The organism is Kitasatospora sp. NPDC054768 (genome assembly GCF_053612025.1).
Window position 1 is genome coordinate 1 of record NZ_JBSHBN010000139.1, and the last position, 25,381, is coordinate 25,381.

General features: G+C 71.4%; 23 protein-coding genes and 1 riboswitch. Of the genes, 12 read left to right on the forward strand and 11 right to left on the reverse strand.

Annotation, left to right across the window (positions count from 1 at the left end):
* Window positions 1-259: 259 nt before the first annotated feature.
* Genes ACWGKU_RS31100 through ACWGKU_RS31110 form a run of 3 tightly spaced genes read right to left on the reverse strand, consistent with a single transcriptional unit; the run spans window position 260 to window position 3,488 of the window.
* Window positions 260-1,336, reverse strand: a complete 1,077-nt coding sequence (locus ACWGKU_RS31100; RefSeq protein WP_359914671.1) for a threonine aldolase family protein — start codon at window positions 1,334-1,336, stop codon at window positions 260-262.
* Window positions 1,333-2,091 (reverse strand): SDR family NAD(P)-dependent oxidoreductase, encoded by a 759-nt coding sequence (locus ACWGKU_RS31105; protein ID WP_359914666.1) that lies wholly within the window; start codon window positions 2,089-2,091, stop codon window positions 1,333-1,335. Before ACWGKU_RS31105 ends, ACWGKU_RS31100 begins: the two co-directional genes overlap by 4 nt.
* Window positions 2,088-3,488 (reverse strand): DUF6421 family protein, encoded by a 1,401-nt coding sequence (locus tag ACWGKU_RS31110; protein WP_452180163.1) that lies wholly within the window; start codon window positions 3,486-3,488, stop codon window positions 2,088-2,090. The genes ACWGKU_RS31105 and ACWGKU_RS31110 overlap by 4 nt, the downstream gene beginning before the upstream one ends.
* A gap of 531 nt (window positions 3,489-4,019) precedes the next feature.
* Between ACWGKU_RS31110 and ACWGKU_RS31115 the strand changes: the two genes are divergently transcribed.
* The 5 genes from ACWGKU_RS31115 to ACWGKU_RS31135 all read left to right on the forward strand — a co-directional run bounded on the left by ACWGKU_RS31115 (window position 4,020) and on the right by ACWGKU_RS31135 (window position 8,655).
* A complete protein-coding gene (locus ACWGKU_RS31115) occupies window positions 4,020-4,898 on the forward strand; it encodes an ABC transporter substrate-binding protein (protein WP_452180164.1) in 879 nt (292 codons plus the stop codon).
* An 86-nt stretch (window positions 4,899-4,984) separates the two neighbouring features.
* Window positions 4,985-5,845 carry an amino acid ABC transporter permease gene (locus ACWGKU_RS31120; protein WP_452180172.1) on the forward strand — a complete coding sequence of 287 codons (861 nt, stop codon included), beginning with the start codon at window positions 4,985-4,987 and terminating at the stop codon, window positions 5,843-5,845.
* On the forward strand, window positions 5,842-6,600 hold the full coding sequence (locus ACWGKU_RS31125; RefSeq protein WP_359914658.1) for an amino acid ABC transporter ATP-binding protein: 759 nt from the start codon (window positions 5,842-5,844) through the stop codon (window positions 6,598-6,600). The genes ACWGKU_RS31120 and ACWGKU_RS31125 overlap by 4 nt, the downstream gene beginning before the upstream one ends.
* Window positions 6,601-6,947: 347 nt before the next feature.
* Window positions 6,948-7,502, forward strand: coding sequence for a DUF5134 domain-containing protein (locus ACWGKU_RS31130; protein WP_452180165.1), 555 nt, complete (start codon window positions 6,948-6,950; stop codon window positions 7,500-7,502).
* A gap of 205 nt (window positions 7,503-7,707) precedes the next feature.
* A complete protein-coding gene (locus tag ACWGKU_RS31135; RefSeq protein WP_452180166.1) occupies window positions 7,708-8,655 on the forward strand; it encodes a M56 family metallopeptidase in 948 nt (315 codons plus the stop codon).
* 38 nt (window positions 8,656-8,693) lie between these two features.
* Here the strand turns inward: ACWGKU_RS31135 and ACWGKU_RS31140 are convergent, their stop codons facing one another.
* Window positions 8,694-9,128: a MarR family winged helix-turn-helix transcriptional regulator gene (locus tag ACWGKU_RS31140; RefSeq protein ID WP_401053962.1), complete on the reverse strand. Its 435-nt coding sequence runs from the start codon at window positions 9,126-9,128 to the stop codon at window positions 8,694-8,696.
* An 87-nt stretch (window positions 9,129-9,215) separates the two neighbouring features.
* Here ACWGKU_RS31140 and ACWGKU_RS31145 point away from each other — a divergent pair, with 87 nt between their 5' ends.
* Together ACWGKU_RS31145 and ACWGKU_RS31150 are read left to right on the forward strand one after the other, a co-directional pair.
* Entirely contained in the window at window positions 9,216-10,730 is a 1,515-nt protein-coding gene (locus ACWGKU_RS31145; RefSeq protein WP_452180167.1) for an MFS transporter, read from the forward strand.
* A 229-nt stretch (window positions 10,731-10,959) separates the two neighbouring features.
* The gene (locus ACWGKU_RS31150) at window positions 10,960-11,565 is read left to right on the forward strand and encodes a TetR/AcrR family transcriptional regulator (RefSeq protein ID WP_380539601.1); all 606 of its coding nucleotides are present in this window, start codon (window positions 10,960-10,962) and stop codon (window positions 11,563-11,565) included.
* A gap of 79 nt (window positions 11,566-11,644) precedes the next feature.
* Here the strand turns inward: ACWGKU_RS31150 and ACWGKU_RS31155 are convergent, their stop codons facing one another.
* The gene (locus ACWGKU_RS31155) at window positions 11,645-12,511 is read right to left on the reverse strand and encodes a helix-turn-helix domain-containing protein (RefSeq protein ID WP_188297256.1); all 867 of its coding nucleotides are present in this window, start codon (window positions 12,509-12,511) and stop codon (window positions 11,645-11,647) included.
* 418 nt (window positions 12,512-12,929) lie between these two features.
* Here ACWGKU_RS31155 and ACWGKU_RS31160 point away from each other — a divergent pair, with 418 nt between their 5' ends.
* Window positions 12,930-13,505 carry an ATP-binding protein gene (locus tag ACWGKU_RS31160; protein WP_401053985.1) on the forward strand — a complete coding sequence of 192 codons (576 nt, stop codon included), beginning with the start codon at window positions 12,930-12,932 and terminating at the stop codon, window positions 13,503-13,505.
* A gap of 288 nt (window positions 13,506-13,793) precedes the next feature.
* Here the strand turns inward: ACWGKU_RS31160 and ACWGKU_RS31165 are convergent, their stop codons facing one another.
* The gene (locus ACWGKU_RS31165; RefSeq protein WP_097235176.1) at window positions 13,794-14,057 is read right to left on the reverse strand and encodes a DUF397 domain-containing protein; all 264 of its coding nucleotides are present in this window, start codon (window positions 14,055-14,057) and stop codon (window positions 13,794-13,796) included.
* 560 nt (window positions 14,058-14,617) lie between these two features.
* Between ACWGKU_RS31165 and ACWGKU_RS31170 the strand changes: the two genes are divergently transcribed.
* From ACWGKU_RS31170 to ACWGKU_RS31180, 3 genes are all read left to right on the forward strand, one after another.
* A complete protein-coding gene (locus tag ACWGKU_RS31170; protein WP_452180168.1) occupies window positions 14,618-15,577 on the forward strand; it encodes a hypothetical protein in 960 nt (319 codons plus the stop codon).
* 453 nt (window positions 15,578-16,030) lie between these two features.
* Window positions 16,031-16,201, forward strand: a riboswitch (cyclic di-AMP (ydaO/yuaA leader).
* The gene (locus ACWGKU_RS31175; protein ID WP_452180169.1) at window positions 16,188-17,561 is read left to right on the forward strand and encodes a transglycosylase family protein; all 1,374 of its coding nucleotides are present in this window, start codon (window positions 16,188-16,190) and stop codon (window positions 17,559-17,561) included. (Overlaps the previous riboswitch by 14 nt.)
* Before the next feature lie 249 nt (window positions 17,562-17,810).
* Window positions 17,811-18,011, forward strand: coding sequence for a hypothetical protein (locus tag ACWGKU_RS31180; protein WP_452180170.1), 201 nt, complete (start codon window positions 17,811-17,813; stop codon window positions 18,009-18,011).
* A gap of 98 nt (window positions 18,012-18,109) precedes the next feature.
* Here the strand turns inward: ACWGKU_RS31180 and ACWGKU_RS31185 are convergent, their stop codons facing one another.
* From ACWGKU_RS31185 to ACWGKU_RS31205, 5 genes are all read right to left on the reverse strand, one after another.
* Window positions 18,110-19,129 (reverse strand): LacI family DNA-binding transcriptional regulator, encoded by a 1,020-nt coding sequence (locus ACWGKU_RS31185; protein ID WP_359911712.1) that lies wholly within the window; start codon window positions 19,127-19,129, stop codon window positions 18,110-18,112.
* Between the two features lie 25 nt (window positions 19,130-19,154).
* Complete coding sequence (locus ACWGKU_RS31190; RefSeq protein ID WP_401045335.1) at window positions 19,155-20,852, reverse strand: glycoside hydrolase family 13 protein; 1,698 nt, start codon at window positions 20,850-20,852, stop codon at window positions 19,155-19,157.
* A 144-nt stretch (window positions 20,853-20,996) separates the two neighbouring features.
* The gene (locus ACWGKU_RS31195) at window positions 20,997-21,902 is read right to left on the reverse strand and encodes a sugar ABC transporter permease (protein ID WP_359911706.1); all 906 of its coding nucleotides are present in this window, start codon (window positions 21,900-21,902) and stop codon (window positions 20,997-20,999) included.
* A 40-nt stretch (window positions 21,903-21,942) separates the two neighbouring features.
* Window positions 21,943-22,944 (reverse strand): carbohydrate ABC transporter permease, encoded by a 1,002-nt coding sequence (locus ACWGKU_RS31200; RefSeq protein WP_401045341.1) that lies wholly within the window; start codon window positions 22,942-22,944, stop codon window positions 21,943-21,945.
* A 215-nt stretch (window positions 22,945-23,159) separates the two neighbouring features.
* Window positions 23,160-24,437 carry an extracellular solute-binding protein gene (locus ACWGKU_RS31205; RefSeq protein WP_359911700.1) on the reverse strand — a complete coding sequence of 426 codons (1,278 nt, stop codon included), beginning with the start codon at window positions 24,435-24,437 and terminating at the stop codon, window positions 23,160-23,162.
* Between the two features lie 310 nt (window positions 24,438-24,747).
* Here ACWGKU_RS31205 and ACWGKU_RS31210 point away from each other — a divergent pair, with 310 nt between their 5' ends.
* Entirely contained in the window at window positions 24,748-25,254 is a 507-nt protein-coding gene (locus tag ACWGKU_RS31210; protein ID WP_452180171.1) for a GNAT family N-acetyltransferase, read from the forward strand.
* The last annotated feature ends 127 nt before the right edge of the window (window positions 25,255-25,381 follow it).

A 25,381-nucleotide genomic window follows, 5' to 3' on the forward strand; every position in this document is an offset into this window, starting at 1 on the left:
CACGCTGTTGAGTTCTCAAGGAACGGACGCTTCCTTCGGACCGCCTTCCAGCGGACCCTCCGGGCTTCGTTCTTTCGTGTTTCCAGCTTATCAGACGCTTTCCGCTCCGTTTTCCGGAGTTTCATTCATCGGATTTGCTTTCCGCTTTGCCGCCCCGGTCTCCCGCGGCGACTCCGGAACTGTACGGGGACCGGCCCGCCACATGCAAATCGTCCCGCCCCGCTGACGCGGGACGGGACGATCCGTGGTTCGGGCACCGTCAGGCGCGGCCCATCTCCTCGGCGATGGCCGCCGCGAAGGCGTCGATGTCGGCCTCCGTGGTGTCGAAGGCGCACATCCAGCGGACCTCGCCGGTGTGCTCGTTCCAGAAGTAGAAGCGGTAGCGCTTCTGGAGCCGCTCGCTCACCTCGCGCGGGAGGATCGCGAACACCGCGTTCGCCTGGACCGGGCGGACCACCTCGACGCCGTCGATCTTCCGGACCGCTGCCTCCAGGCGGCTGGCCATCGCGTTGGCGTGGCCGGCGTTGCGGAGGTAGAGGTCGCCGGAGAGCAGCGCCTCGAACTGGACCGAGACGAAGCGCATCTTCGACGCGAGCTGCATCGAGGTCTTGCGCAGGTACTTGATGTTGCGCACCCGCTCCGGGTTGAGCACCACCACGACCTCACCGAAGAGCAGGCCGTTCTTCGTCCCGCCGAAGGAGAGCACGTCGACGCCGACGTCGGTGGTGAAGTCCCGCAGCGGCAGGCCGAGCGAGGCGGCGGCGTTGGCCAGTCGGGAGCCGTCCACGTGGACGAGCATGCCCAGCTGGTGGGCGTGCTCGGTGATCGCGCGGATCTCGTCGGGGGTGTAGAGGGTGCCGAGCTCGGTGCTCTGGGTGATGGAGACCGCGAGCGGCTGCGCGCGGTGCTCGTCGCCGAAGCCCCAGGCCTGCTGGTCGAGCAGCTCGGGGGTGAGCTTGCCGTCCGGGGTGGGGACGGTGAGCAGCTTGATGCCGCCCATCTTCTCCGGGGCGCCGCCCTCGTCGACGTGGATGTGGGCCGACTCTGCGCAGACCACCGCGCCCCAGCGCGGGAGCAGCGACTGGAGGGCGACCACGTTGGCGCCGGTGCCGTTGAAGACGGGGTAGGCCTCGGCCTTCTCGCCGAAGTGGCGGCGGAAGACGTCCTGGAGGTGGGCCGTGTAGTCGTCCTCGCCGTAGGCGATCTGGTGACCGCCGTTGGCGAGGGCTATCGCGGCGAGGACCTCCGGGTGGACGCCGGCGTAGTTGTCGCTGGCGAAGCCGCGGACGGCGGGGTCGTGCCGCCGTACCGCGTCCGTACGGGTGAGGTCGGTCATCGGGCTGTCAGCCACAGGTGCTGTCCGTTCAGTTCTGCTGCGGGGCGGTCCCAGAGGCCCGCCAGGTGTCCGGCGAGGTCGGTGGTGTCCGTGAAGCCGGCGAACTTCGCCTCCGGCTTCTCGGCCCGCATTTCGGGGCTGACCAGCGCCTTGATGACCAGGATCGCAGCCGCGGCGGTGGGCTCGCCGTCGGGGTCGGTGGTCTCCTTCTTGAAGGAGTCCGCCATCGCGAGGGTCCACGCCTCGGTGGCGGCCTTGGCGGCCGCGTAGGCGGCGCCGCCGGCGGTGGGCTTGTGCGCGGCCGCGGCGGAGATCATCGCGTAGCGGCCGGCGGTGCTGCGGACCAGCGCGGGCTGGAAGGCCAGCGAGGTGTGCTGGAGGGTCCGCACGACGGTGTCGTGCAGGAAGTCCCAGTCGTCCAGCCGGGTGTCGAAGAAGGTCTTGCTGCCGCGCCAGCCGCCGACCAGGTGGAACAGGCCGTCGACGTGGCCGTGCTCCGACTCCAGGTGGTCGGCCCAGTCGTGGACCTCCTGCGGGTCGAGCAGGTCGATCACCTGGCCGCTGACCTTGGCGCCGCGGACGGCCACCCGGGTGGCGTCCAGGGCGGACTCCAGGCGCTGGGCGTCGATGTCGGCGCCGATCACGGTGGCACCGTCGGCGGTGAGGCGGCGCAGCACGGCGCGGCCGGCCGGGCCGCTGGCTCCGGCGACGGCGATGACCTTGCCGGCCAGCGGGGCGTTGGTGGAGGTGGTCACGCGGCGACTCCCTGGATCCCGGCGCCGGTGATGCCGGCGGTGGCGGCGATGACGCCGCTCAGCTTCTTGTTGAGGGCCTCGTAGAACATGCTCAGCGGGAACTCGTCCGGGAGCACGGCGTCGCACAGGGCCTTGTTGAGGGCCTTGCCGTCGGTGATGTCGAGCGGCAGCGCCTCGGAGCCCTTCGCCCAGGTGGAGGCCGGGTGCGGGGTGAGGTAGCGGGAGACCAGCTCGTAGGCGGCGATCCAGTGGGCCGGCTTCGGCCGGTCGATGCCGTCGCGGTAGAGGGTCTCGATCTCGGCGCAGAGCGCGTTGGTGACCTGCGGGGCGCGCTCCCAGTCGATGCTGAGGCGGTTGTCGCGCCAGCGCAGCGCGTCGTGCTTGTGCAGGTAGGCGAAGAGCAGCTGGCCGCCCATGCCGTCGTAGTTGCGCACCCGGTCGCCGGAGACGGGGAAGCGGAACAGGCGGTCGAAGAGGATCGCGTACTGGACGTCGCGGGCGTGCGGGTTGCCCTCGGTCTCCAGCTTCACCGCCTCCTTGAAGGTGGTGAGATCGCAGCGGAGCTCCTCCAGGCCGTACATCCAGAACGGGCTGCGCTGCTTGATCATGAAGGGGTCGAACGGCAGGTCGCCGTGGCTGTGGGTGCGGTCGTGGACCAGGTCCCACAGGACGAAGGTCTCCTGCGCGCGCTGCTGGTCCTGGAGCAGGCCCTCGGCGTCGGCCGGGATCTCCAGGCCGAGCTGCTGGACGGCGCTGGTGGAGACGGCGCGGAAGCGGGCGGCCTCGCGGTCGCAGAAGATGCCGCCCCAGGTGAAACGCTCCGGCGCCTTGCGCACGGAGACCGTCTCGGGGAAGAGCACGGCGGAGTTGGTGTCGTAGCCGGCGGTGAAGTCCGTGAAGGTGATCGGCACGAACATCGGGTTGTCGAAGCGGGTGCGCTCCAGCTCGGCCAGCCAGTCGGGCCACACGACGCTCAGCAGGACGGCTTCCAGGTTGCGGTCCGGGTTGCCGTTCTGGGTGTACATCGGGAAGACGACCAGGTGCTCCAGCCCGTCCTCGCGCTGGTCGGCGGGCTGGAAGGCGAGCAGCGAGTCCAGGAAGTCGGGCTCGCGGTAGCCGGTGTCGGCCCACTTGGCGAGGTCCGCGTCGACGGCGGCCAGGTAGGCGGCGTCGTGCGGGAAGTGCGGAGCGAGCTCCTGGACGGCGGCGCGGACGGTGGCGACCAGCGGGTCGACCGTGTGCCGCTGGACGGCGGCCAGGTCGATCGAGCCGTCCTTCGACTGGAGCGGGCGCAGCGTCTCGACGGCCTCCTTCAGGCGCAGCCAGGCCGGGTGGCCGGCGAGGGTCGAGACCGGGGCGTCGGCCGCCACAGCGAGCCTTGGCGAAAGATTCTGCATCGTGGACTCACTTCGACAGGAGTTATTTCAACGGAGACACCATAAGTACGAAAGGTTCTCCTGTTCAAGAGGGCCAGGACCGGCAAAGCTCCGGTGCACAGCCCCTCCGGCGCCCAAACCTTCGACGGGAGGCGGGTTGTCCGGCATGTGGACAGTGATCTGGATGTTCTGGACAGATGCGCTGTTCTGATGCGAACCTCCCCGCATGCTCCCGGCGGTGATCACGGTGGCCGAACGCCACGACAACCCCTTCCGGGCGCCCTCCCGTCGGCACGTCTGCCGTCGCTGTCGCGCGCGCGGCCTGAGCTGCCGCTGTCGCCGCTGCTGTTGACCGGCCTGCCGCCGCCCCGGCTGCTGCCGATCCGGCTCGGGGGGGTGCCGCGGACGCGGGCCCGTACGCCGACCATGCCGCGTGTGTTCCGGCGCCGCCACCGGGGGGAAGTGACCCGCCGGGATGCGGGCCGCCCGTCGCGCCCTCCCGTGCCCCTCCTCGTTCCCCCCGTCCCGCCGGTCCTTCCCTGGAGCCCCGTCATGACCCTCCGCAAGCCCTCCTCCGTACTGCCCATCGCCGCGCTGGTCGCCGCCGCGGCCGTGCTGACCGCCTGCGCGCCGCAGGACTCGAAGTCCGACGCCGCCTCGGGCGCGGCCGGGACGGCGGCGGGCTGCGCGCCGGGTGCGCTGGCCACGCGCACCGCCGGAACGCTGACCGTCGGCACCGACAAGCCCGCGTACGACCCGTGGTTCTCCGACGACAAGCCGGAGAACGGCAAGGGCTTCGAGTCCGCCGTGGCCTACGCGGTCGCCGAGAAGCTCGGCTACCCGAAGGAGAAGGTCGGCTGGGTGGTCGCGCCGTTCAACAAGGCGACCTCCCCCGGCGCCAAGGACTTCGACTTCGACATCAACCAGGTGTCCGTCAGCGACGAGCGCAAGCAGGCCGTGGACTTCTCCTCCGGCTACTACGACGTGCGCCAGACCGTCATCGCGCTGAAGAACTCCAAGGCGGCGGGCGCCAGGAGCATCGCCGACCTCAAGGGCGCCAAGCTCGGCGCGCAGGTCGGCACCACGAGCCTGGACACCATCACCAACACCATCAAGCCGAGCACCCAGCCAGCCGTCTTCGACTCCAACGACCTGGCCAAGGCAGCGCTGAAGAACGGCCAGATCGACGCCCTGGTGGTGGACCTGCCGACCGCCTTCTACATCACCGGCGCCGAGGTCCCGGAGGCCCAGGTGGTCGGCCAGTTCGAGGCCGCCGCGCAGGCCGAGCAGTTCGGTCTGGTGCTGGACAAGGGCTCCAAGCTGACCGGCTGCGTCTCCCAGGCCGTGGACGCGCTGCGCGCCGACGGCACGCTGGCGAAGCTGGAGAAGCAGTGGCTGTCCGACGCCGTCTCGGCACCGGTGCTGAAGTGAGCGCTGACCTGAGCCCCGGGCCGGGCGGGGAGGCGCCGGGCGGGGAGGCGCCGGGCGCCGCCGGTCCGGCGGAGCTCACCAAGGCGCTGGCGACGGAGGACGACTACCGCCCGTCCGAGCGGCGGCTGGCGCACGAGGCGTACCGGCGGTCCCGGGCCCGCCGCTCGGCGCTGATCGCCACCGGCTCGACCCTGGCCACGGCCGTCGTGCTCTACCTCCTGATCGTCAACTCCCCCGGGTGGGAGGTGACTCGGCGGACCTTCTTCAACCTCGACTACGCCCGTCAGGCGCTGCCCGAGGTACTGAAGGGACTGCGGCTGAACCTGGAGCTGATGCTCGGCTGCGGGGCGCTGATCCTGCTGTTCGGGCTGCTGCTGGCGGTGCTGCGGACGCTGCGCGGTCCGGTCTTCCTGCCGGTACGGCTGTTGGCCACGGCGTACGTGGACTTCTTCCTCGGGCTGCCGATGATCATCTGCCTGCTGGTGATGATCACCGGAGTGCCGGCGCTGCGGCTGACCGGGGTGACCACCGATCCGCTGCTGCTGGGCGGGGCCGCCCTGGTGCTGACCTACTCGGCGTACGTGTCGGAGGTGTTCCGCTCCGGCATCGAGTCGGTGCACCCGAGCCAGCGGGCCGCGGCGCGGTCGCTGGGGCTGACCAACGCGCAGACGATGCGGTACGTGGTGCTGCCGCAGGCCGTCCGCCGGGTCGTACCGCCGCTGCTCAACAACCTGGTGAGCCTCCAGAAGGACACCGGGCTGGTCTCGATCGGCGGCGCGATCGACGCGGTGTACGCGGCGAAGATCATCGCGGCTCGCTCCTTCAACTTCACGCCGTACCTGGTGGCGGGGCTGGTGTTCATCGTGCTGACCATTCCGCTGACCCGGTTCGCCGACTGGCTGACCACCCGGATGAACCGCCGCCAGCTCCAGGGAGGTGCGGTGTGACGTCGAGCGACGTGCTCCGGTTGGAGTCGGTGCGCAAGACCTTCGGCGGCCAGGTGGTGCTGCGCGACGTGGACCTCGCCGTGGCCGAGCACTCGGTGACGGCGCTGATCGGGGCCTCCGGCTCCGGCAAGTCCACGCTGATGCGCTGCGTCAACCTGCTGGAGGGGATCGACGACGGGGCGATCTTCCTGGACGGCGAGGAGATCACCGATCCGCGCGCGGACGAGGACGCCGTGCGGCGCCGGATCGGCGTGGTGTTCCAGTCGTACAACCTGTTCCCGCATCTGACGGTGCTGGAGAACATCACGCTCGCCCCGCGCCGGGTGCACCGCGTCGCCCGGGCCGAGGCACGGGCCCGGGCGCTGGAACTGCTCGACCGGCTCGGGCTGGCGGCCAAGGCCGAGGAGTACCCGGACCGGCTCTCCGGCGGGCAGCAGCAGCGGGTCGCCATCGTGCGCGCGCTGGCCACCGGGCCGCGGCTGCTGCTCCTCGACGAGATCACCGCGGCGCTCGACCCGGTGCTGGTCGGCGAGGTGCTGTCGGTGGTGCGGGACCTCAAGGAACAGGGGATGACGATGGTCCTCTCCACCCACGAGATGGGCTTCGCCCGTGAGGTCGCCGACCAGGTCTGCTTCCTGGACGGCGGGGTGGTGCTCGAACAGGGGCCGCCGGAGCAGGTGTTCGGCGATCCGCAGGAGGAGCGGACGCGGCAGTTCCTCAGCCGGGTGGTCGCCTCGGGTCGGCTCCAGGGCTGAGCGCCCCGGCCTGAGGGCGGCCGGGTGAGCGGTCCGCTCGGCCGGGGAGTGCGACCAGGCGTGCGACGGGTGCGCGACGAGTACGCGACGGATGCGCGGCCAGGGCTTTCGCAACGACGGGCACCACTGTGCGCCCCTGTACGCGCCCTGGCCGTGCCCGGCCGGGTGCGGTGATCGTGGACCGGACGTCCGTCGCCGCGCACGGGGGCGGCGAACAGATGACAGCTCACGGATGACAGATGACAGCCGACAGATTTCATCATCTGTTCGCTGTCATCTGTCCGCCGACCGCTGTTCGCTGTCCCCTGTTCGCCGCCCCCGGCGCCCACCGCCCCGGGAGGCCGCCGTTGCACGGACCCACCCTGGTCAACTGGCTCCTCGCCCTCCTCGCCACCGGCGCCGGCACGTCCTGCCTGGTCCGGCTGCGCCACTCCCCCTGCGCCCCGGGCGGTGGGCACCGGCCGCTCGCCCGCGAGTCCGACGCCGCCGAGGCCCTGATGGGGTTGGGCATGGCCGCGATGGCCGTCACCGGCGCCACCGTCCCGCCCGCCGTCTGGGCCGGGCTCTTCGGCCTCCCCGCCACCGCCTTCCTGCTCGCCGCCGCCCACGCCCCGGCCGGCCGGGCGCACCGGCTGCACCACGCGGTCGGCGCGCTCGCCATGACGTACATGGCCCTCGCGATGGCGTCCGCCTCCGGGCACGGCCACCACCGAGCCGCCGCCCTGGGCCTTCCGCTGCTGACCGGGGTGCTCCTCCTCTACTTCGCCGCGTACACCGTCTGGACCGGCAGCCGGCTGCTGCGCACTCCGGCGGGCACCCTCGCGGTCGGCACCTCCGGGCTGCCGCAGGCCTGCCGACTGACCATGGGCATCGGCATGTTCGCCATGCTCCTGACCATGTGACGCCCTGCGGGACACCTCCCGACACCCCAGAGCCTCCGCCCGCCACGCCGAAACGCCCCTGCCCCCGCCCCCTCCACGCCAAAGCCCCCGTCCGAGCGTGGCGTTGGTCACTGGCCGGTCGAAAGCCGTTCCACCGGGCGTCGCCAGCGCATAGGTTGGCAGGGAGCGCGTTGTCGCGTTCCGTGCGTACTCGGGGAGCCCATCGATGCCTGCCCTGATCGGCCTGCTGCTGCTCGGCCTGCTGCTCTCGACCCTCGTGCCCCGGCTGCTGGCCCGGGCCCGCTGGGCGGAGCGCGAACCGGTGCTGGCGCTGCTGGTGTGGCAGTGCCTGGTGGTGGCCGTTCTGCTCTGCTGCGCGCTGGGCCTCCTCCTGGCGGCCTCCGCCGCCCTGCCGGAGCTGCGCTCGCTGGTGTTCGCGGGCGCGCCGCACGGCGTGGAGGCGGCGTACGGCCTCCAGGAGGCCGAGGGCTGGGGCCGGCTGTGCGCCGCGGTGCTGGCCGCGGGCGGGGTGCAGACGGTGCTGGCGCTGACCCGGGAGGTTCGTACGGCGAAGGCGGTGCGCAATCGCCGGCACGCCCAACTGGCGAACCGGGCACCGGAGTTGCCCGACACCATCGCGACCGCCCGGAGCCGCCGGGAACGGCTGGTGGTCCTGGAGAACGTCCGTCCGGAGGCCTGGTCGCTGCCCGGCCCGGACTCCCGGCTGGTGGTCACCACCGGCGCCCTCCAGCAGCTGACCGACCGGGAGCTGGCCGCCGTGCTGAGCCATGAGCGCGGTCACGTCCGGGCCCGGCACCACTGGCTCCAGCAGTTCGCCCAGGCGCTCGCCTCGGGCTTCCCCGGGGTCGGCGTGTTCAACGCCTTCCGGAACCAGGTGGCGGAGCTGGTCGAACTGGCCGCCGACGACCGGGCCGCCCGTCGGCACGGCCGGCACACCACCGCCCTCGCGCTGGCCGAACTCAACCTGGACCGTGGGGTGTTCGGCTCCTGCCCGCCCGGCCTGGCACAGTCCCCGAAGCGGGTGGACCGACTGCTCGCGGGCCGTCCGCGGCTCTCCGTCCCGCACCGGCTGCGGCTCACCGTCGCGGCGCTCGCCGCGCCCGCCGTGGTCGTGCTGCTGGCCGCGGCACCGGGGCTGCACTCCCTACTGTGAGGTCGACAAAGCACCGGTGCGGCGGTTCTGACGCGACGTCAGCCGGAGGCTGATCCGCCGACCGGGCCGGGACCGTCGCCGAGGGCCTGCTCCAGCACCCGGCGGTGAAGCGGCCTGGCCTGCTCGTAGCGTTCCCGGCCGGCCTCGGTGAGGGTGAGCTGGACGCCCCGGCGGTCGCTCTCGCACATCGCCCGGGTGACCAGTCCGGCCTTCTCCAGGCGGGCGATCAGCCGCGAGAGCGCGCTCTGGCTCAGATGGACGGTGTGGGCCAGCTCGCTCACCCGCACCGCCTGGCCCCCACCGCCCCCGCAGTTCTCGACGAGACGCTCCAGCACCTCGAACTCGCTCATGCCCAGCCCGTACCGGTCGCCCAGTTCGCGGTCGAGGGCGCAGGCCGCGGCGGCATGCCGGGCCAGCAGTTCGCGCCACTGCGCGACGAGACCGGCCTCCGCCGGGGAGTCGAGTTCAGCCACGCCGCCACCCTAGCACGTGCATCGACAATTAATGCGTTCACATTTAATTCATTTGCATTGAATGCATGTGCATGTACTGTCCTCCCCATGACCACCGCGACCGTCACGTCACCCGACGCCCCGTCAACCAGCGGGCCGCACTGGACTCCCCGCCTCTGGGGCACCCTGATCGTGCTCTGCGCCGCCATGTTCCTGGACGCCCTGGACGTCTCCATGGTGGGCGTCGCCCTTCCGTCCATCGGCTCCGACCTGCACCTGTCCACCTCCACCCTGCAGTGGGTGGTCTCCGGCTACGTACTCGGCTACGGCGGCCTGCTGCTGCTCGGCGGGCGCGCCGCCGACCTGCTCGGCCGCCGCCGGGTGTTCCTGGCCGCCCTGGGCGTCTTCGCCGCCGCATCGCTGGTCGGCGGCCTGGTCGACGACGGCGGCCTGCTGATCGCGGCCCGCTTCCTCAAGGGCGTCAGCGCCGCCTTCACCGCCCCGGCCGGCCTGTCGATCATCACCACGACCTTCGCGGAGGGCCCCGCCCGCAACCGCGCGCTGTCGATATACACCACCTGCGGCGCCAGCGGCTTCTCGCTCGGCCTGGTGCTCAGCGGCCTGCTCACCTCGGTCGGCTGGCGCTGGACCTTCCTGATGCCCGTCCCGGTCGCGCTGCTCGCCCTGCTCTTCGCCGTCCGGCTGCTCCCCCGCCCGGTCGAGGAGCGCGCCCAGGGCGGCTACGACGTCCTCGGCGCGATCACCGGCACGGCGACCGTCCTGCTGCTGGTCTTCACCGTGACCGAGGCCCAGGGCGCCGGCTGGCTGAGCCCGCGCACCCTTGGCTCGCTGCTGGTCGTCGCCGTGCTGGCCGCCGCCTTCCTGCGGGTGGAGAGCCGCGCCGCGCACCCGCTGGTGCGGCTCGGCATCTTCCGCAACGGCTCGGTCGCCCGGGCCAACGTGGTCGCCTTCGCGATGACCGGCGCGTACGGCGGGTTCCAGTTCGTGGTCACCCTCTACCTCCAGCACCTGCTCGGCTGGTCGGCCCTGGAGATGGCGCTCGGACTGCTGCCCGCCGCGGCCCTCATCGCGCTCTCGGCGCCGTTCATGGGCCCGATCGTGGACCGCTTCGGCACCGGGCGGCTGCTGCCGATCGGCCTGGCCTCACTGGTCGCCGCCTTCGCCCTGTTCCTGCGGCTGGACGAGCACAGCTCGTACCCGGGCCTGGTGCTGCCCTCGATGCTGCTGCTCGGCGTGGGCTTCGCGTTCGCCTTCCCCTCGGTGAACATCGCCGCCACCGACGGCGTGGGCGACGAGGAGCAGGGACTGGCCTCGGGTCTGGTGAACACCGCGATCCAGGTCGGCACCGCGGTGGTCCTCGCCGGGTCGACCGCGATGATCACGGCCGGCAGCGCGGGCGGCGACAGCCCGCAGGCCCAGCTGGACGGCTACCGGCCGGCGTTGCTGTTCGTCACGGTGGTCGCGGTGGTCGGCCTGGTGGTCGCGACGGCAGGCGCCCTGGTGGACCGGCGTCGCAAGGCGGTTCCCGCACCCGTGCCGGATCGTGACGAGCCGCCGGTCGGGTCGACCGCGGCCCGGGCCGACGTCCTGGCCGGGCGCTGATCCCCGGACCCCGCCCGCGACCGGCCTCCGCGCCGTCGGGCCATGGCGCCGGCTCCACCAAACCCCCGTGTCGGTGGAGCCGGCCGTCTTCGTGGCGGCCGCCCGGGCAGTGCCCGCCGGGGCACGGTATCCCGGTGCGGCTGTCGGCTCCACAAGTATATTGGCCCGGAGCCAACGAACGTTCGGAGCAGACACGATGGCACCTCGCGGGGATTCGGTCAATGAGGAGATGCGGCAACGCTCCCGCCGGCGGATCATGCGGGCCACCGTCGAGCTGGTTGACCAGTGCGGTTACGCGGGCACCACGCTCACGGACATCGCCGAGCGGGCCGGTCTCGCCCGCGGCCTGCTCTCGTACTACTTCGACGGCAAACGGCTGCTCATGCAGTCCGCGACGCACCGGATGATGCACCAGTCACTGGCCGCCACGCTGGCGGAGCTGGCCCCCGGGTCCTCCCCCGACGCACGGCTGGCCGGGGCGATCGACACCGTGCTCGGCCTGGCGATGGACCACCCCCGGGTGATGCGCTCGCACCTGGCGCTGATCCTCGACCCGGACAACGGCGCCTTCGTCCAGGACCCGGAGCAGCAGCAGCTCGGCGCCATCCTCCAGGGGCTGCTGCGGGACTGGGGCGCGCCCGACCCGGTCGCCGAGCACGCGGTGCTGCGCAGCGCACTGATGGGCGGCTGCATCGGGGTGCTGCTGCCGGGCGCCGAGAGCCCGCTGGCTCTGATCCGCGCCGACCTCTTCGGCCGCTACGACCTGGCCTGGGAACTGGGCCGCCCGCCGCAGCAGTCCCCGCCGGAACGCGAACGGCCGCCGGCCCGCGGCTGACGGCGGGTGGGCGGCCTGGTGACCGGCTGCCGGGGGGCCTCGCGAGGGAGGGAGCTCACAGGCCCCGGACGGCAGCGGCTCAGCGTTCCTTCAGGATCGAGGCGAGCAGGTCTATCGTGCGTTCCGGCGTGAGGCTGTCCACGCAGAGCCGCTCCATGACCTGGATGTAGGCGTCGACGTCGTCGCGCTTGTCCAGGTAGAGCGCGCTGGTGAGCTGCTCCAGGTAGACCACGTCCGCGAGGTCCTGCTCCGGGAAGCGCAGGATCGTGAACGCCCCGGACTCGCCCGCGTGCGCGCCGAACCGGAACGGCATGACCTGGATCACCACGTTGGCCTGCTCGGCCACGTCGATCAGGTACTGCACCTGACCGCGCATCACCTTGGGCCCGCCGACCGGCCGGCGCAGCGCCGCCTCGTCGATGACGGCCCACAGGCGCGGGCTGGCGCCCTCGGCCAGCAGCTTCTGACGGCGCAGCCGCAGGCTGACCCGTCGCTCGACCTCCTCCTCGCTGATGACCGGCCGACTCTGTCCGAAAACCGCCCGTGCGTACTCCTCGGACTGGAGCAGCCCGGGGATGAACTGCACCTCGTAGGTGCGGATCAGCTGGGCGGCCTCCTCCAGGCCGACGTAGGTCTGGAACCAGCCCGGCAGCACGTCGTTGAAGCTGTGCCACCAGCCGGACTTGTTGGCCTCGCGGACGAGGCCGAGCAGGGCTTCCCGCTCGATGCCGTCGTCCACGCCGTACAGACTGAGCAGGTCGGCGACGTCGCGCTCCTTGAAGCTGACGCGGCCGAGTTCCATGCGGCTGATCTTGGACTCGGAGGCCCGGATCGCGTAGCCCGCGTCCTCGCGGGTGATGCCGCGCGCCTCACGCAGGCGGCGCAGCTGCGAGCCGAGGAGGATCCGGCGGACCATCGAGCCGCCGCCCGGCTGAACTGTGGTCATGCGGTCGAAACCTCCACCTAGGGCAAACAGCGCACAGTCTGCCATCAGTTGAGCGCTCACGGTGCCGATACTGACGGATGTTCCTATCAGTTCCGCACTCCACACACCAGGATGCACGTGCATCCGGCGCTTGCATATGCCAATAGTGCGACTGCACGTGAATCGACTCTTGCATCTGCAGTGAGCGCACACCACCATGGTGCACGTGCACCTGCACATCCCTGGCAATCCCGCGGGCTCCGTGTCGACCCCACGCGCGACTCCGTGCACCGACCCGACGACGTCCCCCGCGTCATCGGGCGTTCGAGTGCGCGCGCGCCTGGTCGAGGGGGCGGCCGAGCGGCCGAGCGAGTCGGAGGTGACCGGCATGACCCCGGCGGGTCCAGCCGTGTCCGCCCCCTTATGGGAGGAGCTCTTCATGAGCACCGGTACGGCTTTGGCGGTTGACCCCCTTGTGGTCACCTGTACGCTCGCTCCTCGCTTCGAAGCCGTCAGAACCGCGCGCGACTTCGCTCGGAGCACGCTCCAGCACTGGGGCCTGACGGAGCTGTTCGACGACGTCGCGCTGGTGGCCTCGGAACTCGTGACCAACGCGCTCCGGCATGCGATCGGCGCACGGCCCGACCCGTCGGGCGGCACCCAGGGCGAGTACGGCTTTCCCCTGCAGCCGACCCCGGACGGCCGGCTCCCGATCCGAATAAGCCTGGTGCACCGCGCACCCCAGGTGGTCTGCGCGGTGAGCGATCCGAGCAGCATCGGCCCGATCGCACGGGAGGCCGACTTCGTCGCCGAATCCGGCCGCGGGCTGCACCTGGTGGAGTCGTTCAGCCGCTCCTGGGGCTGGCACCCGCTGGGCAGCGGCAAGGTGGTCTGGGCGATGTTCGAGGCGGAGACGATCGTCGGCTCCCCGCTGGACGGGCACCCCGGACTCGGCGGCCGCTCACCGCTCGACGGCCCCGTCGAGATCGGCGGACGGCATCGGCGCTCGGCCTAGGACGGGCCGTGCGCCCCGACCGGGCCCCCGACCCGAACGGGCCGCACGCCCAGGACGGACCATGCGCCGGTCGGCGCACGGCCGGTCGACGGAAGCCCCGGGAGGACCACACCCCGGGCCCTTCCACCCGGCCCCGCCGAGGACTTCCGCTCCAGTGCGGACGCCTCCGGAGCGGACACCTCCGAAGCGGAGACCGCCGGCGAAGAGGTCCCCGGAGGAGACAAAGACAAAGGCCGTCGTGGTGTCGGCACCCACGACGGCCCCCCGATGATGGAGCACGGCGGTCGGTCAGACCGCCAGGTGGTCGAACTCCCCGTCCTTGGCCCCCAGCAGCAGGGCGGCGATCTCGGCCCGGGTGTAGATGAGGGCCGGGCCGTCCGGGAACCGCGAGTTGCGCATCGCCACATCGCCGCCGGGCAGGGCCGCGAACTCGACGCAGTTGCCCTGGGAGTTGCTGTGCCGGCTCTTCTGCCAGACCACCCCCTGGAGATCGGCGGCGGCCATCCCGTTGTAGGTGTCGTACGAGCCGTGCGTGTCCTGCGAGTCGTGCATAGAAATCTCCCGAAGAGCTTCCGGAGTTGTCGTCCAGCGCGGCGCCCCCGGCACCGTCGAAACGAACGGACCGGCCCCGTACCGGTCCGGCACAACGCCTCACTTGACGCGATGATAGCCGCAGTGCACGTGCATCAGCACGGGACGTTGCAGGTGCACGTGGCCTTTTGTCCGCAGCCGCGAACTCTTCACGGACCCTTCTCCTGACGGTACGTAAACGGACATAGCCGATGAATCGTCGGGCGCGCGATAACCGGCCGTGAGCACCTCCCCGCTGAATGTTGATCTTCGAATGCCGGGAGTCGCACTCCCGTGACCCTCCGTCAAACCATCCTCATGCTGTGAGACATCTCACGCGCCCCAGGTGCAACGCCGGCGCCCTCGGGTCGCGTCGAGGCAACCACCGGCGGTCGCGCGGGGATTGGGAGCGGAATGTCCGGATTGTAGGCAAAGTGCCCGGACCGGTGCCGGAGACGCACCGGCCTCCGGACCGCGACCGCGTGAAACCCACGCGGCAGCCGACTGCAAGCCGGACGGGCAGATGTCCTACGATCTCCGGCATGAGCACCGCAGCCATCCCGGGCGCGCCACTGCCCGTCCGTACTCCAGGCTCCCGTGCGCGGGGGCGCCACCGTCGTCCCGAGCGCCCCGAGATCCCGGCCGGCGCCCCGGCCCTGGTGCTCGCCGTGCCCGCGACCGCCGGGCCCGAGTCCCGCTCGGTCGTCGAGGAGTTGCTCTCGATCGTCCGCACCGAGCAGAACGGCGTCCGGACCGCGGTCGGCTACCTGCCCGGCAACGGCGGCGAGGGCGCGGGCGGCGAGGACCGCACCGTGGCCGAGCTGCTGGCCATGGCGGCCGAGGCCGGACTGCCGACGCCCGTCCTGGTGCCGCTGGTGCCCGGCCCGCACACCTTCCTGACCGAGCTTCACGCGCTCGCCGCCGAGTACAGCGCGCCCGTCACCGACCCGCTGGGCCCGCACCCGCTGCTGGCCGAGGCCGTGCACGTCCGGCTGTCCGAGGCCGGGCTGGCCCGGGCCGACCGCGCCCGGCTGTTCGCCATCGCGACCGCCGCGGACGGCGTGGTGCTGACCACCGTCGGCGGCGAGGACGCGGCCGCGGCGGCCGGCATCACCGGCGTGCTGCTGGCCGCCCGACTGGCCGTGCCGGTCGTCGCCGCCGCGCTCGACGTGCCCGGCTCGGTGGCCGCGGCCGTCAACCACCTCAGGGACACCGGCTCGCAGCGCCCGGCGCTGGCCCCGCTGGTGATCGGCCCGGAGGCGGACTCCGAGCTGCTCGCCACCGCCGCCGAGGAGACCGGCTGCCCGTCGGCCGCGCCGCTGGGCTCGTACCCGTCGGTCGGCCAGCTGATCGCCTCCACCTACCTGGCGGCGCTGCCCGCGCCGTCCCCGGAGGACCTGGCACGGGCCGAGGCGGAGGCGGCGGCCGCCGCCGAGGCCGAGGGGGCTCTGGAGGGCGTCCGCGGCGCCCACGCGGCCTCCCAGGGGCCCGCAGGGCGGTAGTCGACGACGCGCGCCGGTTGGCGCGCACCGAAGGGCCCGGAACGGCATGCGTTCCGGGCCCTTCGGTTTTGCTCCGCCCGCCCATGGCCGTCCCGCGCGGAAGTCGGACGGCGATGAAGTGGAATGTCCGTTCTGGCCTATTTGAAAGGAAATAGGAAACGCGGTCGCGGGCGCTCGCATCACGGCCGCCGCAGCATCTGCCCGGGTGCTCCGGCCCGCGATTCGACGCGCCGTCACACCACTTCTGAAGTGCTGCCAGTTGTGGGCTTCCATAACAGGGTTGCCTGAAAACGATCATTTACGATCATGAAGAGCGGCAATTTTGGCAGTTCCCACTAAACCGTGATGCGCATCACAGCAGTTTGCAGTTTGAACTTAAGTCTGATTAACGTGCTCCCCGTTCGTGACCACACGAACCCGGTTCATCCGCGACGCCGAGTCCTGCCGTCGGATGTCCTGGCAGCGCGAAATCGCACCACGGCAGGAGCGGGGGACCCACAGGTAAGTCGCCCCGGACCGATCTCCGGAACGGTCCAGGGCTAGGGGTGAAGCCGCGCCCACAGCGCGGCCGGGCAACTCCAGCCCGAATCCGACAGCTCACCTCGCAGGCGTGGGAGAGGACCGCGTCTTCATGCTGCCCACCAACGGCACTCGTCTGTCCAGCCGCACCCGTCGCGTGATCGCCGCCCTCGGCGTCGCGGGCGTCGGCCTCACCGTCCCCTGCATCGCCTCCGGCACCGCCTCCGCCGCCACCGTCGCCACCTGGGACAAGGTCGCCCAGTGCGAGAGCGGCGGCAACTGGAGCATCAACACGGGCAACGGCTTCTACGGCGGCCTCCAGTTCACCTCCAGCACCTGGTCCGCCTTCGGCGGCACCGCCTTCGCGGCGCGCGCCGACCTGGCCACCAAGGACCAGCAGATCGCCGTCGCCGAGAAGGTCCTCGCCTCGCAGGGCCCCGGCGCCTGGCCGGTGTGCTCGGTCCAGGCCGGCCTCACCAAGGGCGGCGCCGCGGCCGCCGTCGACACCTCGGCGGGCTCCACCGCGGGCTCGACCGCCGCGAAGCCCGCGCAGCCCGCGCAGAGCGCCAAGCCGGCCGCCCCGGCCGCCAAGCCCGCTCCGCAGACCCAGGCCCCGGCCGCAAAGCCCGCCGCGCCCTCCGCGCCCTCCGCGCCCTCCGCGCCCGCCCAGGACGGCACGCAGGCCAGCACCGACTCCGCCGCCTCCGGAAACCGGAGCGACTGGGTCCAGAAGCGCCAGCAGCAGGCCCAGAACGGCGACTACACCGTGGTCGAGGGCGACTGGCTGTCCGCGATCGCCGACCAGCACAAGGTGCAGGGCGGCTGGCAGCGGCTGTACGAGCTCAACCGCGGCACCCTGACCGAGGGTCCGGACAGCATCTACCCGGGCCAGCAGCTGTCCTTCGGCGGCAACGGCCAGGCCCAGGCCGGCCAGTCCGCCACCGGCAAGTCCGGCTCGGACTTCACCTGGTTCGACCGCTCGCAGAAGTCCGGCCAGTCCGCGAACGGCGGTGCCGTGAACGCCCAGCCGACCGCGCAGGCCCAGACCCAGGCCGCCAAGCCGTCCACCAAGCCCGCTCCCCAGACCCAGGCTCCGGCCGCCACCGGCAGCATGGCCGCCGCGGTCTCCTTCGCCGAGTCGAAGGTCGGTCAGGCGTACGTCTACGGCGGCACCGGCAACGGTGGCTGGGACTGCTCCGGCCTGACCCAGGCCGCGCTGCGCGCCGCGGGCGTCTCCGTCCCGCGCGTCGCCGCCGACCAGGCCGCCGCCAGCACCCACGTCTCGCTGGACAGCCTCCAGCCGGGCGACCTGCTGTTCTGGTCCAACAACGGCAAGGACTCCGGCGTCTACCACGTCGCGATCTACGTCGGCAACGGCAAGTACGTCGAGGCCGCCAACCCGAGCTCGGGCGTCCGCGAGCAGAGCATCGCCAACTGGGCCCCGGACTTCGCCGGCCGGGTCTGAGAACGGCGAACAGCCGACAGCCGACGGATAACAGCTGACAGATAACAGATTTCATCATCTGTCAGCTGTCGTCCGAACGTTGACCGCCCACGCCCCCGGGGAGAGTCTGGTCGCTCCTCCCCGGGGGTTCCGGCATGCCTCCGGCCGTACCTCGTGGCAAATCCCCGCGGTGAATCCCCATGGCGAATCCCCGTGGTGAATCCCCGCCCCAACGGGCATGCTGCTGCTCTGCACCCGAGGAGGAGTCACATGGCCCAGGTCACCGTCACCCTCGACGCGAACCTCGCGATCGACGCGATGTTGCTCTCCGGCACCAAGAACCCGCAGGACGCCGTCGAACTGGTCCTGCGCGACTACCTGGCCCGCGGCCGCCGTACCGAGACCCGTACCGCCGAGGCGGCCGACGGGCACCGACCGACCGTCGACCGCCCCACCGCCCAGGAGGGCTGACCGCCCGACGGCCCGGGGCGGCCGACCGCACGCACGCCGAAGGGCCCCGGAGAGCAACCGCCCTCCGGGGCCCTTCCGTCGGCCGTGACGGCCGGGGTTCAGCGCGCGCAGGCCCCGGTGGACCCGCGCATCACCAGCTCCGGCTGGAACATGAACTCGCCGCGCTGGGCCGCGTTTCCGCCGACCTCCTCCAGCAGCGCGTCCACCGCCGCCGTGGCCATCGCCTCGACCGGCTGGCGGATCGTGGTCAACGGCGGCTCGGTGAAGGCGATCAGCGGCGAGTCGTCGAAGCCGACCACCGACACGTCCTGCGGCACCGACAGCCCACGCTGCCGCACCGCCCGGATCGCCCCGAGCGCCATCATGTCGCTCCCGCAGACGATCGCCGTGCAGCCCTTGTCGAGCAGCGCGCCGGCCGCCGCGTGCCCGCCCTCCACGCTGAACAGCGTGTGGTGGACGAGGTCGTCGGCCTCCTCCCGGGAGAGCCCGAGCACCTCGCGCAGCGCGGCCGTGAAGCCCTCGATCTTGCGCAGCACCGGCACGTACCGGCGCTGACCGACGGCCAGCCCGATCCGCTCGTGCCCGAGTTCGGCCAGGTGCTGGACGGCCATCCACATCGCGGCCCGGTCGTCCGGCGAGATGAACGGCGCGTCGATCTTCTCGCTGTAGCCGTTGATCAGCACGAACGGCACCCCGCGCCCGGCCAGCCGGGCGTAGCGGTCGTGGTCGGCGGTGGTGTCGGCGTGCAGCCCGGAGACGAAGACGATGCCCGCCACGCCCCGGTCCACCAGCATCTCCACCAGTTCGTCCTCGGTGGACCCGCCCGGAGTCTGGGTGCACAGCACCGGCGTGTAGCCGTGCCGGCTGAGCACCTGCTCGATCACCTGGGCCAGCGCGGGGAAGATCGGGTTGCTCAGCTCGGGCGTGATCAGACCGATCAGCCCGGCGCTGCGCTGGCGAAGACGGGTCGGCCGCTCGTACCCGAGCACGTCGAGCGCCGCCAGCACGGTCTGCCGGGTGGCGGCGGAAACGTTCGCCTTGCCGTTGAGCACGCGGGAGACGGTGGCTTCGCTGACCCCCGCCTGCGCCGCGATGTCTGAGAGTCGCGCCGTAGTCACGGTCCCAGAGCCTATTCCAACCACGTCAGACCGCCCACCAGCCGGTGCTGTCCGGAGCGAGCACCGTCTCGCCGCCGTCCACCACGAGGTCGGCCGAGCCCAGCAGCAGCGTGCCCGGGGCGGCGATCCGCACCGGTTCGCCGGTGGTGTTCACGGTGCAGACGAAGGCGCCGCGACGGAACGCCAGGGTGCCCTCGGGGCTCTCCAGCCACGCGACCCCGGTGCCGGCGCCGAGGTCGGGCTGCGCCCGGCGGACGGCCAGCGCGCTGCGGTAGAGCTCCAGGGTGGAGGTCGGGTCGCCGGTCTGCGCCTCGACGCTCAGCCCGGCCCACTCGGCCGGCTGGGGCAGCCAGGACGGCCCGCCGGCCACCGGCCCGAAGCCGTACGGGGCCTCGGTGCCGGACCACGGGATCGGGACGCGGCAGCCGTCGCGGTAGCCGTCCTGGCCGGCCTGACGGAAGAAGGACGGGTCCTGGCGGACCTCGTCGGGCAGGTCGGTGACGTCCGGCAGGCCGAGCTCCTCGCCCTGGTAGACGTAGGCCGAGCCGGGCAGCGCGAGCATCAGCAGGGTGGCGGCGCGGGCGCGGCGCAGGCCGAGCTCGCGGTCGCCGGGGGTGCGGATCTGGGTGCCGAGGCCGGGCTCGTTGGCGAACCGGGTGGCGTGCCGCGTGACGTCGTGGTTGGAGAGCACCCAGGTGGTGGGGGCGTCGACCGGGCGCATCGAGTCGAGCGAGAGGTCGATCACCTCGCGCAGCGCGGTGGCGTCCCAACCGGTGCCCAGGTACTGGAAGTTGAAGGCCTGGTGCAGCTCGTCGGGGCGGACGTAGTTGGCGGTGCGCTGGACGGTCGGGGTCCACGCCTCGGCGACGCCGATCCGCTGCCCCGGGTACTCGTCGAGGATCTTGCGCCAGCTGCGGTAGATCTCGTGCACGCCGTCCTGGTCGAAGAACGGCATGACGTCGTTGCCGAGCAGCTTGAGCTGGTCGGCGCCGCCGAGGTCGGGCAGGCCGGGGGCCTTGACCAGGCCGTGGGCGACGTCGATGCGGAAGCCGTCCACGCCCATGTCGAGCCAGAACCGCAGGATCGAACGGAACTCGTCGGCGACGGCCGGGTTCTCCCAGTTGAAGTCGGGCTGCTCCGGGGCGAACAGGTGCAGGTACCAGTCGCCGGGGGTGCCGTCCGGGTTCTCGCTGCGGGTCCAGGCCGGGCCGCCGAAGATGGACTCCCAGTCGTTGGGCGGCAGTTCGCCCTGCTCGCCCTTGCCGGGGCGGAAGTGGTAGCGCTCGCGCAGCGGGGAGCCGGGGCCCTCGCGCAGGGCGCGCTGGAACCACTCGTGCTGGTCCGAGGAGTGGTTGGGGACGAGGTCGACGATGATCCGCAGACCCAGGTCGTGGGCGTCCCGGATCAGGGCGTCGGCGTCCAGCAGGGTGCCGAACATCGGGTCCACCGCGCGGTAGTCGGCCACGTCGTAGCCGGCGTCCGCCTGCGGCGAGGCGTAGAACGGCGAGAGCCAGACCGCGTCCACGCCGAGGTCGCGCAGGTAGGGCAGGCGGCTGCGGATGCCGGGCAGGTCACCCATGCCGTCGCCGTTGGAGTCGGCGAAGCTGCGCGGGTACACCTGGTAGATGACCGCGTCCCGCCACCAGCCTCTGGACGCGCTGACGTTCGCCTCGTGAGCGGTGTCGGCGGCAGGCCGGGAGGTGTCGGCCAGGTTCTGGGTCATGGACGGTATCCCTTGGGGACTAGAGGAGCGGAAGGCGCTGGGACGTGGAGGCGCGCGACGAGGTGCGGTCTTGTGACGGCGTGCGGTCTTGCGACGGCGTGCGGTCCTGTGACGACGTGGTGCGCGTGACGACGTGGCGGCCCGTTACGACTTGGAGGCACCGGCGGTCAGGCCGGTGACCAGGTGGCGCTGCACCAGGTAAAAGAAGGCCGCGGACGGGATCGCGATCAGCACGGCGGTCGCGGCCATCAGGTTCCACTGGGCGTCGTGCTCGCTGACGAAGGTCTGGAGGCCCACGGCCAACGTGTACTTGTCGGAGCTGAGCATGAACGTGGAGGCGAACGGCACCTCGGCCCAGTAGGTGAGGAAGGAGTAGAAGGCCGCCACCGCCAGGCCCGGGCGGGCGAGCGGCAGCACCAGCCGCCAGAAGGTGCCGAACGGGCTGAGCCCGTCGACCCGGCCGGCCTCGTCGATCTCCACCGGGATGGTGTCGAAGTAGCCCTTCAGCAGCCAGGCGCAGTACGGCACGGTGGTGGTCGAGTAGACCAGGATCAGGCCGGTGTAGCTGTCCAGCAGGCCGAGTTCGGAGAGCATCGTGTACATCGGCACGATCAGCACCGCGATCGGGAACATCTGGGTGACCAGCAGCGACCACATCAGCGGCTTGTGTCCGGGGAACTTCATCCGGGAGACGGCGTAGCCGGTGGTGGCGGCGAGCATCACGCCGAACACGGTGGTGACGCCGGAGACCAGCAGGGCGTTGCCGAACCAGGTGAAGAAGTCGGTGTCGGACAGCACGTGCTGGTAGTTCGACAGCGTCAGCTTGTCGAGGATCTGGCCGGGGTGGAGGTAGTCGGTCTTGTCCGGGCCGAGCGAGACGAACAGGATCCACGCGACCGGGAAGAGCGCGATCAGGCCGGCCAGGATCAGGGTGCCGTGGGACAGCGCCCGGGCCATCGGGCTGCGCTCGCCGCGGCGGCGGACCTTGGCGGGCCGGGCGGCCGGGGCCGCGGCCGCCGGGCGGGCCGGGAGTTCGGTGGTGGTGCTCATCGGGGTTACCTGCCTTCGTGGGTCAACTGGGTCCGGGGCCTCAGCCGTTGGCCTGCTCGTTGCGGGCGAGCCAGCGCCGGTAGAAGGCGGTGAAGACGATCAGGATGGACAGCAGGATCACGCCGTAGGCGGCGGACTGCGCGTAGTCCCGGGGGATCTGGCCGAAGCCGAGCCGGTACGCCCAGGTGACCAGCAGCTGGGCATCGGGGGCGCCGGTGCCGAACAGCAGGAAGATCACGTTGAACTGGTTGAACGTCCAGATCACGCCGAGCAGCACGACCGTGGAGGAGACGGAGCGCAGCCCCGGCAGGGTGACGTACCGGAAGCGCTGCCAGGCGGTGGCGCCGTCCATCTCCGCGGCCTCGTACAGCTCGGCCGGGATCGACTGGAGGCCGCCGAGCAGCGAGATCATCATGAACGGCACACCGGCCCAGGTGTTCACCATGATCGCGGCCGCCTTCTGCGCCCACGGGTCGGTGAGCCAGCCCGGCTCGGGCAGGTGCAGGAAGGAGAGGATGGTGTTGACGACGCCGCCGTCGGCGAGCATCAGGCGCCAGGAGAAGACGGTGACGAAGGTCGGTACGGCCCAGGGCAGGATGAGCAGCATCCGGTAGGCGGCGCGGCCGCGCAGCTTCTGGTTGAGCAGCAGGGCCAGGCCGAGGCCGAGGGTGTAGTGCAGGAAGACGCAGACGGCCGTCCAGGCGATGGTCCAGACGAAGTGCGACCAGAAGCGGTCGTACGAGCCGGGGCCCCACAGGATGTCGGCGTAGTTGTGGAAGCCGACGAACTCGTAGCTCGCCGGGATCTCGTTGACGCCGATCTTGCGGGCGACGTTGAGGCTGTTGGCGTCGGTGAGGGTGAGCCAGATGCCCTCGGCGAGCGGGTAGAGCACCAGTGCACCGAGCACCAGTACGACCGGGGCGATCATCGCGTAGGCGTACCAGTGCTTGGCGTAGGAGCGCTTGACGCGTTCCAGCAGGCCCGGACGCTGCTCGCGTTCCCGGTTGCCCTTGCCGGTGGCGCCCTGCACGGCGACTGACATCGTTTGCACCTTCTCGGGGGGAATTCTCGGGGGGAGCCGACGGCCCGGTCCGCAGTGGGCGACGGGTGCCGCGGGGCGGGTGGCGACGGGCCGCGGACAGCGAACGGATGACAGCTGACAGATGATGAAATCTGTTATCCGTCATTCGTTCGCCGTCGCGGGGTCACCGCCACCCGCCCGCTGTCATCCGTCGACCGGCGGGCCGGGCGCAGGGACTACTTGGCGAAGCCCGGCAGGAGCTTGGCGTAGTCGGTGGAGACGGTGTTCAGCGCGTCCTGGGTGCTGGTGCCCTGGACGGCCTTGCCCAGGTTGGTGCCCAGCGAGGCGAACAGCGAGCTGTACTCGGGCAGCTCGGGGCGCGGCTTGGCGCTGCTCAGCACGGCCTGGAAGCCGGCGATGCCCGGGTCGGCCTTGACGTCCGCGGTGAAGGCGTCGGAGCGGGTGGGCAGGGTGGAGTTCTTCTGCGCGATGAACGCCTGGCTCTCGGCCGAGGTCATGAAGGCGGCGAACTTCTCCGCGGCGGCCTTGTGGGCCTTGTCGGCGCCCGCGTAGACCGAGATGTTGTGGCCGCCGGTGGGAGCGCCACCCTTGCCGCCGGAGCCACCGGGGACGGCGGCGATGCCGAGGTTGTTCTTGTCGGCGAAGGCCGAACCCTTGTAGATGTTGGTGATCTCCCAGGGGCCCTGGACGATCGCCGCGACCTTGCCGCTGTTGAAGGCGTCCATCATGTGCGCGTAGGCGTCGGTGGTGACGTCGGCCTTGACGGTGCCCGGCGCGGTGAACATCGACTTGTAGGTCTCGACGGCCTTGACGGCCTCCGGCGAGGCGACGGTGATCTTCTTGCCCGCGGCGTCGACGGTGTCGGTGCCCTCGCCGAACAGGAACGGCATCGCGTAGTAGCCGTCGGCGGCCTTCAGCCAGAAGCCGTCCACCCCGGCCTTCTCCTTGACGGCGGCGGCGTCGGTCTTCAGCTCGTCCCAGGTCTTCGGCGCCTCGGTGATGCCGGCCTTGGTGAACAGCTCCTTGTTGTAGAGCAGGCCGAGGGTGTCGGTCACCAGCGGCACGCCGTACAGCTTGCCCTCGTACTTGGCCTGCTGGATCAGGCTCGGCTGGAAGGCGGAGGTGTCCGCGGCGGCCGGGGTGCCGTCCAGCGGCTCCAGGTAGCCGGCCTTGGCGAAGGCGGCGGTCCAGCCGACCTCGGAGCGGAACACGTCCGGAGCACCCTTGGCCCCCATCGCGGTCTGGAGCTTGTTCTGCGCCTGGTCGAACGGCACGTTGACGAAGTCGACCTTGACGTTCGGGTTCGCAGCCTCGAACTTCTTGACGAGCTCCTGGTAGTTCGGCGCCTCGTTGGTGGCGTTCGAGGTGTCCCAGTACGTGAGGGTGACCGGCCCGTCGGCCTTGCCGTCGGAGCTGGAGCCGCTGCTGCTACAGGCAGCCATCGAGACCGCGAGGGCCACAACGAGGGCAGAGGCCGCGATGCCACGCCGCATGAGAACTCCTTGGGAGGGTGGGGGTGCCCGAGATGTTCGGAGACAGGCGCATAATGGCTGCCTCGTACCGACCGCACCGTTGCTGCCGTCGGGCTCGGGAAGGAAGTTAACAGCGGTGCAAGATCGACGGAAAGTCCTTGCAGCAAGTTTCTGCAAGAAACCGCGATCGTTACGCCCGCGTGTCCTGGACGTTGCCGCTCGGTAGTTGACGGCCGCACCGATTGCCCGAGTTTGCCCGATTCTCCCCTCCGCTGACTGGCCGACGGCACCACCGTGCGTGGCCGAAAGCAGCCTGCAGCAGACTGGACGCATGCGAATCAGAGCCGTCACCAGGGACGAACTTCCACTGCTCGCCGAACTGGAGCGGGCCGCCGGCGCACCGTTCGCCGCGATCGGCATGCCGGAGATCGCCGAGGACGAACCCCCGGCACCGGAGGAGCTGGCGCACTACCTGGAGCAGGGCACCGCCCTGGTCGCCGAGGCCCCCGACGGGACCGTCGCCGGCTACCTGCTCGCCGAACCGGTGGACGGCGCGCTGCACATCGAACAGGTCTCCGTGCACCCCGACCACGCCCGCCGCGGCATCGGCCGGGCACTGATCGAGCACCTCGCCGCGACCACCGACGCCCCCGCGCTCACCCTCACCACCTTCGCCGAGGTCCCCTGGAACGCCCCCTACTACGCCCGCTGCGGTTTCCGCCCGCTGGCCGGGGAGGAACTCACCCCCGGCCTGCGCGAGATCCGCCGCAAGGAGGCCGAACACGGTCTGGACCGCTGGCCCCGGCTCTGCATGCGCCGGGACCTCGCGAAGCCGTAGCGCGCCGGGCACCGCCGGCCGGGCACCGCCCGCTAGTGAGCTGGTCTTGAGATCTGCGGTCGCCACGTGAGGCGCTTCGCGTCACAGTTTCGGTGTTCTCCGCGCTCCGGGTGGTGACATGGCGTCA